This is a genomic window from Psychrobacter sp. LV10R520-6 (genome assembly GCF_900182925.1).
Taxonomy (GTDB): Bacteria; Pseudomonadota; Gammaproteobacteria; order Pseudomonadales; family Moraxellaceae; genus Psychrobacter.
This window is the reverse complement of the sequence record NZ_LT900024.1, coordinates 1,723,605-1,739,363: the sequence shown is the minus strand read 5'-3', so window position 1 is coordinate 1,739,363 and position 15,759 is coordinate 1,723,605. Positions and strand designations below refer to the sequence as shown.

General features: G+C 42.5%; 13 protein-coding genes. 7 read left to right on the top strand and 6 right to left on the bottom strand.

From position 1 onward, the window contains the following. The first annotated feature begins 636 nt into the window (after nt 1-636). Together U1P77_RS07240 and U1P77_RS07235 are read left to right on the top strand one after the other, a co-directional pair. On the top strand, nt 637-1,629 hold the full coding sequence (locus U1P77_RS07240; protein ID WP_321154377.1) for a LysR family transcriptional regulator: 993 nt from the start codon (nt 637-639) through the stop codon (nt 1,627-1,629). Between the two features lie 346 nt (nt 1,630-1,975). Then, nucleotides 1,976-3,364 (top strand): NAD-dependent succinate-semialdehyde dehydrogenase, encoded by a 1,389-nt coding sequence (locus U1P77_RS07235; protein ID WP_321154376.1) that lies wholly within the window; start codon nt 1,976-1,978, stop codon nt 3,362-3,364. Between the two features lie 183 nt (nt 3,365-3,547). On the opposite strand, the gene purN is transcribed toward U1P77_RS07235, so the two are convergent. Beyond that, nucleotides 3,548-4,255, bottom strand: a complete 708-nt coding sequence (purN, locus tag U1P77_RS07230) for a phosphoribosylglycinamide formyltransferase (RefSeq protein WP_321154375.1) — start codon at nt 4,253-4,255, stop codon at nt 3,548-3,550. Next, the gene (gene purM, locus U1P77_RS07225; RefSeq protein WP_321154374.1) at nt 4,255-5,304 is read right to left on the bottom strand and encodes a phosphoribosylformylglycinamidine cyclo-ligase; all 1,050 of its coding nucleotides are present in this window, start codon (nt 5,302-5,304) and stop codon (nt 4,255-4,257) included. Before purM ends, purN begins: the two co-directional genes overlap by 1 nt. A 343-nt stretch (nt 5,305-5,647) precedes the next feature. Here purM and U1P77_RS07220 point away from each other — a divergent pair, with 343 nt between their 5' ends. The 3 genes from U1P77_RS07220 (at nt 5,648) to U1P77_RS07210 (ending at nt 8,745) form a co-directional block, all read left to right on the top strand. Beyond that, the gene (locus U1P77_RS07220; protein ID WP_321154373.1) at nt 5,648-6,754 is read left to right on the top strand and encodes an AI-2E family transporter; all 1,107 of its coding nucleotides are present in this window, start codon (nt 5,648-5,650) and stop codon (nt 6,752-6,754) included. Between the two features lie 431 nt (nt 6,755-7,185). Next, on the top strand, nt 7,186-7,989 hold the full coding sequence (gene hda / locus U1P77_RS07215) for a DnaA regulatory inactivator Hda (protein ID WP_321154372.1): 804 nt from the start codon (nt 7,186-7,188) through the stop codon (nt 7,987-7,989). Between the two features lie 36 nt (nt 7,990-8,025). Next, nucleotides 8,026-8,745 (top strand): DUF2057 family protein, encoded by a 720-nt coding sequence (locus U1P77_RS07210; protein ID WP_321154371.1) that lies wholly within the window; start codon nt 8,026-8,028, stop codon nt 8,743-8,745. Between the two features lie 158 nt (nt 8,746-8,903). On the opposite strand, the gene U1P77_RS07205 is transcribed toward U1P77_RS07210, so the two are convergent. Together U1P77_RS07205 and U1P77_RS07200 are read right to left on the bottom strand one after the other, a co-directional pair. Then, nucleotides 8,904-9,395, bottom strand: a complete 492-nt coding sequence (locus tag U1P77_RS07205; protein ID WP_321154370.1) for a Dps family protein — start codon at nt 9,393-9,395, stop codon at nt 8,904-8,906. Nucleotides 9,396-9,601: 206 nt separating this feature from the next. Beyond that, on the bottom strand, nt 9,602-10,261 hold the full coding sequence (locus tag U1P77_RS07200; protein ID WP_321154369.1) for a YcxB family protein: 660 nt from the start codon (nt 10,259-10,261) through the stop codon (nt 9,602-9,604). A gap of 535 nt (nt 10,262-10,796) precedes the next feature. On the opposite strand from U1P77_RS07200, the gene serS reads away from it, so the two are divergent. Together serS and tkt are read left to right on the top strand one after the other, a co-directional pair. Next, nucleotides 10,797-12,083 carry a serine--tRNA ligase gene (gene serS, locus U1P77_RS07195; RefSeq protein ID WP_321154368.1) on the top strand — a complete coding sequence of 429 codons (1,287 nt, stop codon included), beginning with the start codon at nt 10,797-10,799 and terminating at the stop codon, nt 12,081-12,083. A 260-nt stretch (nt 12,084-12,343) separates the two neighbouring features. After that, complete coding sequence (gene tkt, locus U1P77_RS07190) at nt 12,344-14,341, top strand: transketolase (protein WP_321154367.1); 1,998 nt, start codon at nt 12,344-12,346, stop codon at nt 14,339-14,341. Between the two features lie 91 nt (nt 14,342-14,432). On the opposite strand, the gene U1P77_RS07185 is transcribed toward tkt, so the two are convergent. Both U1P77_RS07185 and U1P77_RS07180 read right to left on the bottom strand, forming a co-directional pair. Then, complete coding sequence (locus U1P77_RS07185; protein WP_321154366.1) at nt 14,433-15,038, bottom strand: YceI family protein; 606 nt, start codon at nt 15,036-15,038, stop codon at nt 14,433-14,435. A 266-nt stretch (nt 15,039-15,304) separates the two neighbouring features. Beyond that, nucleotides 15,305-15,655: a DUF779 domain-containing protein gene (locus U1P77_RS07180; RefSeq protein ID WP_321154365.1), complete on the bottom strand. Its 351-nt coding sequence runs from the start codon at nt 15,653-15,655 to the stop codon at nt 15,305-15,307. Between the last annotated feature and the right edge of the window lie 104 nt (nt 15,656-15,759).

Below are 15,759 nucleotides of genomic sequence, written 5' to 3'. Positions count from 1 at the left end.
GGTTTGCTGGATTTGATTGCTAAAAAATAGTTGGTGGCTTATAAACCGCCATCATATTGTCATCTATTGTAGGTCAGAATATGAAATAGTGTTTGGTTGATATTTGGCATTTATTTTTAAGTGGTACTGGCTCATTAACCCTAGCTTATAGTGCTGGGCAGCGGTATGACTACTTATCAGTAAGATAATGCTACAATAACCAGTCGCATACTCAAACAAGCGCATACCTAAAAAGAGTCACCTTAGTGTTGTGCGCTGTTATTATTGAGCTTATATAAACAGTTGTCATACTAATTGTTGTATAAGTATGATGGCAGCTCAACATAAGGTTTATCGTCTGCACTTCGACTTATTTATATTACTTACTATAACCGCCTTACCAAGATTTATCTAATTTATGATTATTATCTTGGGTATTTTATTTGGTTATAGTATAATAAAAACAACAGCTTAAGACCGACGCCTCACACTAATTTTGAAGTATTTTAGTAAAATATAGCCAAATATTAAATAGATATCAGACAAAAAACAGTTATATCATATGGTTTGATGGTTTGATGTTTTGTATAGGCCATAATAACGCACAAAATCGCCAAGCTTTAACTGGCATTTATTCTATAGCAAAGAGACATACATATGAATTTGCAGCGGGTCGATTTAAATTTATTGGTACATTTAGATGTATTGCTACGAGAAAAAAACGTAACACGGGCCGCTGAACAGTTGGGGATTACCCAGCCAGCGATGAGTAATATTTTGCGTCGTCTACGTAAACTATTTAATGACCCCTTGTTAGTACGCTCATCTGAAGGTATGACCCCCACCGAACGCGCTTTGGAGTTACAGCCGCGTATCCGTGAGATACTCGCCGACTTGACCCAAGTACTTGAACCACGCACCGAGTTTCGACCATATAGCACCTCGCGGGTCTTCCGCATCATGACCTCAGACTATGCCGAGGCAACGTTAGTACCGAAGCTGGTCAAAGCCTTACGTTCGGAGGCGCCCAATGTTATCTTGGACTTCTTAACCCCATCGGATGTCTCTTACCGTGATATGGAGCAGGGTCGGGTAGATTTGGCCATTAATCGCTTTAATGAAATACCGCAAAGTTTTCATCAAGTATTGGTTTGGCGCGATACTTTTAGTTGTTTGCTGTCCGCTGACAGTCCTTATGCGCATCGCTTTAACCTAAAAAACTATCTTAAAGCACAGCATGTTTGGGTGTCAAAAACTGGCATGGGGGTGGGCTTTGGGGTCAATCCAGAAAAGTCTGGCGGTCTGGGTTCTATCGATCAAGCCTTACAGCGTTTGGGGCAAAAGCGAAAAATCAGCGTCTTTACCCGTCATTATCAAATGCCTGCTATGTTGGCAGCGAATAAAGATTTAATCGCAACCTTGCCTACGCGGGTGGCACGTATGCAGGCGAATAATGACAGCATGATGATGGTGGACCCGCCGTTTTTTATCCCTGAATTTGAGTTAACGATGGCCTGGTCACCGCTCTTGCAGCATCATCCCGCACATCGTTGGTTACGGCAGTTGATTATGCATGTTGCACGGCAAGTGGTCGCTGACGAAGAGCATCAAACACAAGAAGAGATTCCGGTGATTAATCATTTGTTCTAAAATTAAATAGCATGTTGTAAAAGCTTAAAATTAAATTGCCACTTGATATTTGACCAGCCACTGTGCTGGTTTTTTATTATCTGTGAATTGTGACTATCAAATATATTCAAATATATTACTCTTAAAACAAATACATTTACATTACTCTTAAAAAAAATACATTCTTAACATCTTCAGTACATTTCATAATATCTCGTAAAATTCCAAGACAGATATCTTGTTATGATAGCTGTAGTGAAGAAAAACTAAAAAGTGACGTAGCAATAAAACGCATAACTAAAACAACCCCTAGATAAACATAAGTTTTAATAAAACCAAACACGCAATACCAAAAAGGATAATAACCATGGCAGATATTACTACTATCAACCCAACCACGGGTAAAGACATCAAAGATTACGATTATATGAGTACTGACGAGGTCAACAAGATCGTTGATGCTTCTCATCAGGCTTTTTTAGAATGGCGCCAGGTTAGCCATGAAGAGCGTGCAAAAGTCATTAACTCTATTGGTGATTCTTTGATGAAGCATAAAGAAGAACTAGCAAAACTAATGACTGAAGAGCGCGGCAAAACTTACGAAGACAGCTTAGGTGAAGTTGATTTATGTAAAGGAATTTGTGATTATACTGCTAGTAATGGTGTAGCCGCGCTAGCCAAAGACGAGCGCGATATTGAAGGTATAAAGAAAGGTTTAATCAGTTATGAGCCTATTGGTATCATTTATGGTATCCAACCATGGAACTTTCCATCTTATCAAGTGTTTCGCTACACTATTGCCAACCTAATGGCAGGTAATAGTATCCTGTTAAAACATGCCTCAAACGTTACGGGTTCTGCGTTGTTGATCGAAAAAATATTCCATGAGTCTGATTTATCTAATGATTTGTTCCAAGTTCTTATTATAGGTCATGATCAATCAGAAAAAGTTATTGAACATGATAAAGTACGCGGTGTTACGCTGACAGGAAGTGATGTAGCCGGTAGAGTAGTTGCCCAGCAAGCGGCTAAAGCGCTTAAGAAAACAGTTATGGAGCTTGGGTCTAACGATGCATTTATCGTACTAGAAGATGCCGACTTAGATTTAGCTGCCGCAACTTGTGCCCATGCTCGCTTATACAACAATGGCGAAACCTGTATTGCTGCCAAACGCTTTGTAGTAGTGGACAGTGTCTATGATGAGTTTCGTAAGCGTCTTATCGAGAAGTTCAACACTTATAAAATGGGCGAGCCAATGGACGATTCAACTGACATAGGTCCGTTATCGAGTGCCAAGCAACGTGATAAGTTACATCAGCAAGTTGAAGAGAGTGTAAATAAAGGGGCAACGATTACTTTAGGTGGCGAAGTACCAGATAGAGCCGGTTCTTTTTATCCGCCAACTATTTTGGAAGATATTACCCCAGACCAGCCAGCCTACAAAGACGAGTTGTTTGGTCCAGTAGCTTCTTTAATCCGTGCCAAAGATCAAGATGATGCGCTACGCATTGCTAATGATAGCCGTTATGGATTGGGCGGTGGTATCTTCTCTAAAGATGAAGACAAGGCCATCAGTCTAGCCCAACAGTATTTCGACACTGGTATGATTTATATCAATGGTTATGATCTGGTTAATCCAGGATTGCCATTCGGTGGTGTCAAAAACTCTGGTTACGGCCGTGAGCATGGTGGTTTCGGTATAAAAGAGTTCGTAAATATTAAAGCGGTACATGTGGTTGGCAAAAAACCTGCTTAGTTTTTATATCTGTTCATAGACTGTTCAAAATAGCCTTATTTAAGCTATTCTTATTTAAGAGAGCCACAAAAAATACCCCGCTGCTGAGCAACGGGGTATTTTTATGTCTATAGCTTATAGCGATTCTGTTTGGTTTGGATAATAGTTTTTACTAAACGAAGCTTTAACTATCTAACTTAAGGTTTAATTATCTAACCAGAGCTTTAAAGGTAAAGTTGGCAAATAAGATTTTGCCTCGGCTGATACTTTATTAGTATTGAGAGGTAAAACGCCCTTTGCCAATAATAAAATGGTCCACGGTAGTAGTTGATGCTCAAGCTTTTGCACGCGTGTTTGTAGGCTATCAGCATTATCTTTTGGATTGACGTTTAGCAGACCTTGAGTCAAAACTTGTCCTGCATCAAGCTCAGCAGTAACCACATGGATACTACAGCCATGATAACGCTCACCAGCTTGTATAACGCGCTGATGGGTATCTAGGCCTTTATAAGTTGGCAACAAGGCCGGATGCAGATTAATCATAGTCGCTGTGCTGTTATCAATAAATGCGCTGCTCAATACCCGCATAAAGCCTGCAAGTACGATTAAGTCAGGTTGCCATGCCACAAGTTGCACGCTGGCATGGGTCTCAAAAGTTTTAATCCCCATGCGTTTGCCACTTTCAGTATGTGACAACACGGCAACAGGAATATTGGCTTGCTGAGCTCGCGTGATAGCGTAAGCATCATCACGATTGCTGATAACGCCGACAATCTCAATCGGTAGCGCGCCCGCTTGTATCGCATCTATTAAGACTTGTAAATTACTGCCATTGCCGGACACTAACACTGCAATGCGTAACGGGCTTGTCCGCTGTTGCTGGGTTGGTTGCTTTAAGTCATCAACAGACATTAACGGTACACCACTGCATCCGCTGCACGGCTGATCATTTCACCGATTTGCCAAGCGTGTTCACCGGCGTCATTTAAGGTTTCAATAGCCGTTTCAGCTTTATCTTGCGGTACGACAATCACGAAGCCAACACCGCAGTTAAAGGTACGGTACATCTCACGTTGGTCAATATTTCCTTGAGTCTGTAACCAGGTAAATAGCTCTGAAAATTGCCAGCTGTTGGTATCGATACTAGCCGCTAAGTTATCCGGTAACACGCGGGGAAGGTTGTCCGTTAAGCCGCCACCGGTAATATGTGACATAGCATGCAGTGCTGAATTTCCAAGGGTATCTTGTAGGGATTTAATGGCTTTGACATAGATACGGGTAGGGGCCATTAGCGCGTCTTGGATCGACTTGCCATCCAGTTGCTCGTTGCTAGTCGTCACATCGATACCGCTGACTTCAATGACCTTGCGTACTAGTGAATAACCGTTTGAATGCGCGCCACTTGAAGCTAGCGCAATCAGTGCATCGCCTTCTGCGACATGCTCACCAGTGATGACTTCGGCTTCTTCAACCACGCCCACACAAAACCCAGCCAAGTCGTAATCGTCATCATGGTACATACCTGGCATTTCAGCCGTTTCACCACCGATAAGCGCACAATTAGCCAGCTTACAGCCGTCACCAATACCAGTCACTACGGTAGCAGCAGTATCAATATCCAACTTACCGGTCGCATAATAATCTAAAAAGAATAAAGGCTCAGCACCGCACACTAATAAATCATTGACGCACATCGCCACCAAATCAATTCCGATAGTGTCATGACGATTGAGCTGCAAGGCCAATCTAAGCTTAGTACCCACACCATCAGTACCAGAAACTAACAAAGGTGACGTGTAGCCAGTCGGAATGCGGCACAGGGCACCAAATCCGCCAAGCCCGCCCACGACTTCAGGACGAGTAGTGGCTTTTGCCACTGACTTAATACGCTGAACTAACGCGTCGCCAGCATCAATATCAACACCGGCATCTTTGTAGCTTAAAGAAGGTTTGTCACTCATGGTCATCTCACAATTAGATAGGGGATTGGGATCAGTAATTAGAATCAGCAGTTAGAATTAATAATAGAAGTCAGTAATGTAAAGTTTGACTATAATGGGCGCATTATACCCAAAAACAGCCTACACTCGCAAAGCAACTTACCAATATTCCGCTGACATTAGGCATATGTGCCAAATAAAAAGCTAAGAAACAAAAAAAGACGGCATTTTTTATTTACTCTGCGATAATAGAGCCCTTAGAATTTGCACACTCAATCATAACGCGAGGGTGATTCTGTAGCAATAGAACGACTCTCGACTTCTCTAAGTCATCGACATCAGTTTAACTATAGGACTGCCATTAATGATAAACCAACCGATAGATCCTTTTTTTCGGCGCTTATTTATCGTCGTTGCCATCGTAGTGGCGCTCGTTTTGTTGTATCTGATGATGCCGGTCATTGTACCGTTTGTATTTGCTTTTGTGCTCGCTTATTTATTTAATCCACTGGTAAAACGCTTATCGAAATATGTCAAGCGCTGGATAGCTATTATTGTTGTGTATTCTACCATTACATTGGGGCTGGTGCTTCTACTGTGGTGGTTGTTACCGACGTTGTGGTACCAGTTGCAATCTGCTTGGGAATACTTACCAAGGACGCTCAATTGGTACAACCAAGTCGTACGCGAATGGTTTGTTAATAACAGCCGCATTCGTTTACCAGAATTAGAGGTAAAAGGTTTTTCTGAAACGCTGGTAGGTTATATGCAGAACAATTATAAGTTTGAGGATGCCAGTACCTTGATGAGCCAAATATTGGCCTCCAGTATGAATTTTATTAATAGCGCTGGCCTGATTGTATTGGTACCTATTTTGACCTTTTACTTTTTATTCAACTGGGATAAACGTTTGAATAGCTGGAAGATGGCCATTCCTGCTGCTTACTGCAAAAAAGTCATCGATATCGCGCAAGAATGTGATCGCGCATTGATGGAGTTTGTGAAAGGGCAGCTACTGGTTATGGTGCTACTGGGTATCATTTATGCCGTACAGTTACAGATTATTGGGCTTGAGCTTGGTCTTATTATTGGCATGGGCGCAGGTATCGCCAGCTTTGTACCATATTTAGGTTTTGGTCTTGGTTTCATTGCTGCTGTTATCGCTAGTTTATTTCAGTTCGGTTTGGATTGGTTTCATTTGTCTTTGATTGTCGGCGCATTTTTAATCGGACAAGCCGCTGAGGGCTATGTGCTGCAGCCACTATTGTTAGGTGATAAGATTGGTCTGTCCCCATTATGGGTTATTTTCTCAGTATTGGCAGGCGCTAGCTTGTTAGGCTTTGTTGGCATGCTCATTGCGCTACCCGTATCTGCGGTCCTCAATGTCTTGTTCCGTCATCTGTACGCTTATTATCAAACCACTGACTTTTATAAAGGTCGCAAGCAGTTGGATTTATTTGAAAAAAAATAAGCCAATTAGAAAAGTAAGCATGAGGCTTTTTAACGGTTTATTTAAAAAAAAGTGTGGGTTTTAATGTGGGTTTTAATATGAGTTTCAGTGTGGATTCCAAGGTTTTGAAAGGACTCAGAACTCATCAGTGACGCAGCTACTAATAAGGGTTAAGATGTAAAAGACTTGTCAGTCATTTTGCAAATATGGTATATATAGGCTCAGCATTTACGATAATAGCCATTGTTATGTTAGTTCTATACTGAGTGATGGATTAATGCGCTGTAAATGGTTAGATAGCGTTGCAAATTTAGGCTACAAAACTTCCTTACAAATAGATGCTACAACCCAATGTTACGCAGTCTCGAAGACAGTTATAAAAAATATAATGTAGTGTTAAGCTTCATGTTTATGACACTGTTATTACACTACGCTAAACGAGTTGATGATTCATGGCAGAAGCACAGCTAAGTCTCAATCTGGACATCAAACATGACACAAGTCTCAGCGACTTTTCAGGTCCTGGTTGGATGTCAATTATTGATGCAGTGCGGCAGTTACATGTTGGCCTGATTGGTCAGCTGTATCTATTCGGCAGTCCTGCCACCGGCAAATCTCATCTGTTATCCGCTATTTGTGAGTCATTCATTGAGATGGACAAATCAGCAATTTGTTTGTCGCTTGACGAGCTCATACATACCGATGTTAATGTCCTGTCCTCGCTGGAGAACTTCGATGTCATTGCCATTGACGATTTAGAGGTGCTTGAGCACAGCAATGAATGGCAAGAAGCTTTATTTCATCTGATCAACCGTAGCCGAGAAGGGCAACGCCAGTTGTTATTTGCAGCCAATAAGCCTGCTAGTGAACTGCCGTTTCATTTGACAGATTTACTGACCAGACTCGCACAAGCCCCCACCTTCAAAGTTCCTAACGGTCGTGATTTAGCCGATCGTCAAGCGTTGTTACAGTCTATTTTGCGTCGCCGTGGTTGGCAGTTTGATGAGCGTATTGTCCATCATTTGCTCCATGAAGGCCCGCATCGTATCGGCGCGATGATGGAAGTATTGAACTATATTCAGCCGATGTTCTCTAACCTTGGGCGCAGTAATATCTCCAAAGCAGTAATTAGTGATGCGCTACGCACTATTGATGAGCAGACGCTGGCTGCTGAACTTGCTGATATTACTCAAGAAACGCAAGTCGATAACGATGCCGCCAATCAAGATCAGCATACGATGCCCCTAGATTTTTAAACCATTCAAATTTTTTCATCACTGATAGGATAACTTATGAAACTTACCGCCTCTTGGCTAAAAAAACTGTCCATTAGTACGTTGTTACTGGGTGCCGGCTCAGTATCTATGCTGTCACATGCAGCAGTTACCGTGCTGGTTGATGACAATATTAAAGTGACTGCTATCAATGGGCAAGAAATCAAACAAAGTGTCTTCCAGCCGTCAACTAAAACATTTACTTTGCAACCTGGTCAGCATGTGATCACTGCTAAATATGATCGCTTATATAACTTACCCCGTGATGAGCACGATTATCTGCGTTCAGGCAATATTAGTGTTGCAGCCGACATGACGGATAACCAAACCTACCGTCTAACCATGCCGGGTCAGCCAGAAGACTATGCAGCGGCCAAAGAGTATGCTGATCGTCCAACTCTAGCGGTACAACAAAACAATACGATCGTTGCCAGTCAGCAAAGCATGGCCGGTAGTGACGGTGGAATCTTTTCAGGACTCGGTAAGGCATTGGGCGGTGTATTCGGTGGCAGCGGTAATGCTGAACTACAAAACCAGCGCGCTATTGCCGCATTAGGGCAACCGGCGACTACTGCCCAAAGTAATGTAAACACAGGTATGGCGGCTCCTACAAATTATACTGTCAAGCAAACGGCAAACATAGGCCAGTCGGTTAGTACGCTAGATCAGTTTATGCAGTTGTGGCTCAATGCGACGCCAGCTGAGCGTGAAAAAATTCGCCAATGGACTCAAAAGTAAGTCGCTCTATTTTTATTTTAGTGACTGTATTTTAGCGGCTCTGGTTCCAGCGACATTCAAACCATAAAAAAGCACCCTATTAGGTGCTTTTTTATTATTTTTAGTTCTATTCGATTACTATTGGCTTTTTAGTCAAGCTGCTATTAACCCAACCATTATTAACCTAAAAAGGCGTTATACATCCAAACCAGTTTTTCTTGCTCTTGCACATAAGCATCGACCAGATCCGCTGATCCTTGGTCATCACTATCTGCTGCTAGCGCTGATATTTTACGCTGCTCTTCGATAAGGGCTTGTAGACCTGTTACTACGCCTTTCACACAAGTCGTGCCATCTTTAACGTTCTTGTCTTCAGCGATACCAGTATGCTGAGCAAAATCACTGTAAGCATGGAGTGGCGTGCCACCTAGAGTCAAGATACGTTCCGCGATTTCGTCAATTTGTAATTGTAGTGCGGTGTACAGCTCTTCAAACTTAGGGTGTAAGGTGAAGAAGTGCTCACCTTTTACGTTCCAGTGATAGCCGCGTACGTTGATGTAGAAGGTGTGATAGCTGGACAAAAGACTGTTAAGCTTAGCGATTACTTGGCTCATATCTGCTCTTTCTAAACCGATTTGATTGGTGCTGTCATTATTCGTTGTGTTACTCATAATGTTATCCTTGTGGTTTTATTATAAAGTGTGAGTGTAAAAAAAGTGTGAGTATAAAGATAGCGGGTAAGTTGCCTTACCTCTGATGCTTACTATAATAGCAAGCTATCGATGATAAGTTAAGTTAATTAAATCAAAACACGTATTGTGTTTTGTAAAACCAATGAAAGACCAGCAAACCACTCATAATTTAAAACTATAGGCTATTAAGCGGGTGGCTGTAAGTTTTCAGTTTGTAAGCCCTTTATTGGAATTACTTCTTCTAAATGTTGGCGTACCGTATCAATAGGGAACTTTTGGGCTTTTAAGCGTTTGGGCACGATTTGACTGCCTTGTTGGCCTTTCATCTCAAACATCATGAAGATATAGTCGTCAGTCTCATCCCAGCTTTTGATCGCAGTCCATGGAATAATCGCTTGCTGCGTTGAGCCTGCACGCATTTGCATGCCGCGCATTTGTGAGTTTTTCATCGAGTCAGGTTGATTGTTTGGCATTGCCATGACCAATCCATGCTTTTGGACACCCAGCTTCATCTGGCGCATTTCATCCGGCATTTCTTGGTCAGCCACTTGTTTTTCAAACTCTCTTTTGACATACCATTTAAAGCCAAGGGTACGAACGAGTAGATAAATCGCCGCAGAAACTAGCATCACCCAAAAAATAATCGTTGAGTAGCCCGTTACAAACACCAGTCCTGCAATCGCCAGTATCACTACTACCGCCATGATGATCCATTCTTTGGTTTTGATACTTGACAGACCAAAAGAGGGGCTGGCACTGGAAAATAGCTCATATTGCGCTTGGTGAAATTCAGCCTCGGTCAGGTTTAAGGCGACAGGTTGTAGCGTGTAGGGGTACAGGGCCATAAAGGTTTCTCAAATACTCGGGTTAGCCACGATCTTACTGGGCTGGAAGTGGATAGGTATATTTATTCCAATATAAAAGCGTCGTAAGGAAGCTGAGTGCAGGATATAAAGGTGTATGGCAAGCGAGGTCAACACCGTCCGCAAATATAAGGGAGCAAAGTTATGCCTTATCTTACCGAAAAGTGCCTCCAAAAGAAACATATAAGCCTATCTACTGAGCGTTAGATTCATATCGATAGTGATAATAGGCATCATCTGATGCAGATTGCCTTTAATTGTTCCCTTAAAATATGAAAAGGGTGGTGTGAAATGATGACGACTCAACAGGCTATAAGCTATTATGATAATAAGCGAAAACGTAGTCAAAACTGCTGGGTCTTGGTATCATAGCGGCTAACAAGTGTCATCATAACGTGCATAACAGATATAATGGCATGGCGATTTTATAAAGTTAATTTTTGCTTTAGTATTTGTGTGCTTCATTGATTTTTCTTTGTTAACTTTCTATTCACTCTCAGCGTTACAGGCAAATATTATGATCGATCCGAAACTCTTACGCGGCGACTTACACGGTTTACAACAGCAATTGGCCACCCGTGGCTATGCACTGGATATGGAGTTTTGGCAAACCATCGAAAATGAGCGTAAATCGTTACAAGTACAGACCGAAGAGTTGCAGTCGCGTCGTAACGCAGGGGCCAAGCAAGTGGGCGCTCTCAAAAAATCAGGTGAAGATGCCAGTGAGTTATTGGCTGAAATGCAGAGTGTGAGCGGTGAGATTAAAACCGCTGAAGATAATCTGCGCAGCTTGCAAGAGCGTATTACCCAAGCGGCAGTACAAATTCCCAATATTCCCGCAGCCGATGTGCCTGTTGGAGAGTCAGAAGATGACAATGTAGAAGTACGCCAGTGGGGCACGCCGCGTGAGTTTGACTTTGAGATTCAAGATCATACTTACATCGGTGAGACCTTAGGTATGTTGGATTTTGAAGTAGCAGTCAAGATTACAGGCAGCCGTTTTAACGTCCTTAAAGGGCCGTTAGCACAAATGCATCGGGCGCTGATTCAGTTTATGCTCAACACTCATACCATGAAATATGGCTATCTTGAGACTTATGTGCCTTATATTGTCAATTCAGACAGTTTAAAAGGCACAGGTCAGCTGCCTAAATTTGAAGATGATTTGTTTAAGCTAAGCAATCATACTAATAATGATGAAATGGATTTTTATTTGATTCCTACCGCTGAAGTGCCAATGACTAATCTGGTACGCGGCGAGCGCTTAGACATCAGTGAGCTACCCTTAAAGTTCACCGCGCATACGCCCTGTTTTCGTAGTGAAGCTGGCTCGCATGGTCGTGATACCCGTGGTCTGATTCGCCAGCATCAGTTTGAAAAAGTCGAAATGGTTAATATAGCCACAGCTGACCAATCTGATGCGTTACTTGAGGCAATGACCGGACAAGCAGAAGATATCTTACAGCAGCTGAATTTGCCGTATCGAGTGGTACAGCTATGTACGGGTGATATGGGATTTGCCGCGCAAAAGACTTATGACATTGAAGTGTGGCTGCCTAGCCAAGATACTTATCGTGAAATCTCAAGCTGTTCAAACTGTGGTGACTTTCAAGCGCGCCGTATGGGTACGCGCGTCAAAGATGGCAAGCAAACCAGCCTTGCGCATACTTTGAATGGTTCAGGGTTGGCAGTCGGACGCACCTTGCTTGCCGTGATGGAAAATAACCAAAACGCGGATGGCAGCATTACCATTCCAGAAGTATTGCGTCCGTTTATGGGCGGTGCAGAAACTATTTTGGCTTAAGTTGGCTTAAATAAGTATTTTGAATTAACAATTAGTGGCTTATTATCAGTGCTAATTTGGCAAAACTAATATGAATCATTGTTAAATACTAACGGTCTTGTCATGCCATTTTTTGGCGTGGCTTAGGCCAACTATGGTAAGATTACGCTTTAATTTTACAGCCTATTATTTAAGGGCGCATTTCGCGTCCTTATTTGCTTACCCTTGAGTAAACTCTCCTCTTATCTTCAATACCTCTCATTCGAATATTAGGACACTCTATGCCTGCTCCAATTAGCGAACGTAAATTAGCCAATGCCATCCGCGTACTGTCGTTTGATGCGGTTCAAAAAGCCAATTCTGGTCACCCTGGCGCGCCGATGGGTATGGCCGATATTGCTGAAGTTTTGTGGCGCAAATTTTTAAAGCATAATCCTGCCGATCCTAACTGGTATAACCGCGACCGCTTTGTGTTATCGAATGGTCATGGCTCGATGCTTATTTATTCATTGCTGCATTTATCAGGCTATGACGTTAGCATTGATGACCTAAAAGGCTTTCGTCAGCTGCATTCAAAAACGCCTGGTCATCCAGAGCTTGGTTATACCCCAGGTATTGAAACCACTACCGGTCCACTAGGCCAAGGTATTGCTAACGCTGTTGGTTTTGCTATTGCAGAAAAAACGCTAGCCGCACAGTTTAATCGTGACGGTCATAATATCGTTGATCATCATACCTATGCGTTCTTAGGTGATGGTTGCTTGATGGAAGGTATCAGCCATGAAGTTTGCTCGCTTGCTGGCACGTTAAGTCTTGGCAAATTAGTACTATTCTACGACGACAATGGCATCTCAATTGATGGTGATGTTGAAGGCTGGTTCACTGATGATACGCAAGCGCGTTTTGAAGCTTACGGCTGGCAAGTAATTAAAGTAGACGGTCATGATACCGATGCCATTACCGAAGCGACAGCAGCAGCGATCAAAGAGAACACTAAACCTAGCCTCATTATTTGTAAAACCACTATTGGCGCGGGTAGCCCGAATAAGCAAGGCTTAGCATCTAGTCATGGTGCGCCATTGGGTGACGACGAAATCGCTTTAACCCGTGATGCGTTGTCATGGAAACATGCCCCCTTTGAGTTAGATGAAGAAATCTATCAGGCGTGGGATGGCAAGCCAAAAGGCGATGTGCTGCAGAAGAACTGGGATGCGGATTTTGCAGCTTATAAAAAGGCGTATCCAGAGCTAGCAGCTGAGCTATTACGCCGTCTAGATGGTGATCTGCCAGCTGACTTTGATAAGAAAGCGCAAGACTATATTCAACAGTGCCAAGAACAAGGCGGTGATGTAGCCAGTCGTAAAGCCAGCCAAAATGCAATCAATACCTTGCAGCCATTATTACCAGAACTCATGGGCGGTTCAGCTGACCTTGCTGGCTCGAACTTAACGCTATTCAAAGACGCCATAGGTATTCAAGACGATGCCGCAGGCAACTATATCTATTATGGTGTGCGTGAGTTTGGCATGACCGCGATTGCTAATGGTATCGCGCTACATGGTGGCTTTATCCCTTACGTAGCAACTTTCCTGATGTTTATGGAATACGCCCGTAACGCCGTCCGTATGGGTGCATTGATGAAGCAGCGTATTATCCATGTCTATACTCATGACTCTATCGGTCTTGGTGAAGATGGCCCTACCCATCAGCCGGTTGAGCAATTGACCAGCCTGCGTACCACACCTAATCTACGCACATGGCGTCCTTGTGATGCGACCGAGTCTGCTAGCGCTTGGGTTGAAGCCATCAAATCAGAAAATAATCCATCAGCATTGATCTTTAGTCGTCAAAGCTTGCCACATCAGCAACGCGATAGCGAACAGGTCGCCAATATCATCAAAGGTGGTTATGTCCTTGCTAAAGAACAAGGCGAGCTACAGGCCATCATTATCGCTACTGGTTCAGAAGTTGGTCTTGCCATGCAAGCCTATGAAACTTTGAGCGACAATGGCGTTGGTGTTCGTGTGGTGTCTATGCCCTGTGCTGAAATCTTTAGCGAGCAAGATGCCAGCTATCGTGAAGCCGTATTGCCTGCCAATATCCGCGCGCGCGTAGCAGTAGAAGCGGCGCATGTAGATTACTGGTACAAGTTCGTAGGTCTTGACGGCAAAGTCATCGGTATGACGACTTATGGCGAGTCAGCGCCTGCTACCGACTTGTATAAAGAGTTTGGTATTACCACCGAAGCGGTAGTTGATGCGGTGAATAGTTTGGTTTAGTTAGAATTTAGTTTAGTTAGAATTTGGTTGTTAGACTATAGAAGAGTTGCTGGAGTAATCTGGCAGCTCTTTTTTTTAAGATTTTCTACGATTAACTAGCAGCAATAAGTTCGCCCGTTATATCAAGGGGTATCATATTACCGACGATGCTTGGAAAAGCTGTCACCCCATAAGTAAACCTATCAATCATGCCCGTTGCCCGAAACTTTAAAATAGGTTTTTGAGTCACGGGGTCATTTTTCATATTTGCCAGCGTTACTTTAACGGTTAAAGGTTTGGTCTGACCCAAGACAGTAAAGTTACCGGTTACGTTCGCCTCTTTAGGATTAATCATTTTAACTTTTTTTGATACAAAAGTCATAGTAGGATACTGCGCAGTATTAAGTAGCTCTTTTCGGCGCAAAAGAGCATTCCGTAGATTGCCACCTGCATCTATACTATTGGTATTGACGGTAAAATTTATTGTAGTGCCAGTTGGATTCTTCATATCGTAATTGATTGAACCGTTAACTTTATTAAACTGACCTTCAATGGTGCCATTTCCTAAATAGGCCACTTTAAAGTCTACGTTGGTTTTTGGCACATCCATCTTCCATTTTTGCGGGGTGTTGGTGGAGGCTAAACCCATTACCGGTAATGATATTAATAAACAGGTACTCAGCGTTATTTTGACTAAAGAGGCAGCAGGTGTATTCATTCTTATAATCCAAAGGGCGATCTTCATGAAACTATATGAAAATTTGGCTAGCTTTTTACAGCGAGTAACGACTCTATAGCGTACTACACCTATTTGGTTATCGTGTATTATTAAAGTTATATATTGTGGAAATGCTTAGCATTAACAAACTTAGGCAATAGCTAGCTAATAGTTGATAAAGCATTTGCTACTGGCTGCACACAGTTTCCAAAGTGTCGTGGAGTGGTAAATATTAGCTAATAACAAGTTGCTATATAATAGTTTAATTATTTAGCAGATTCAGTATCACTTTCAACCGCACAAACCTCAGAACGCACCATAAAACGTTTGCCTTCTGGTATTTCTAGCGAAAAGCTCGCACCGCGACCGTTGACCACATCAATCGTTAAATCCGTATGTTGCCATAACTTATATTGCGGTTTACCCATATAAAAAGGGCAACCAGCAAGTTCACCAATCAGCACGTCTTGACCACCCACTTTGAACTCACCTAATGGATAACACATTGGAGAGCTGCCATCACAGCAACCTCCTGATAGATGAAACATCAAATCGCCGTGCTTGGATTTTAATAGTTCGATCAGTTCTTTACAAGATTCTGTAGCAGCAAGTTTCATGTAATACTCCTTATCGTTAAAATTTTAATTTTATTAGAAATAAGTATTCTATATAAAAGAGAAAAGGTCGTATCACCATCAATCACATTATTAGTAGCATGTGG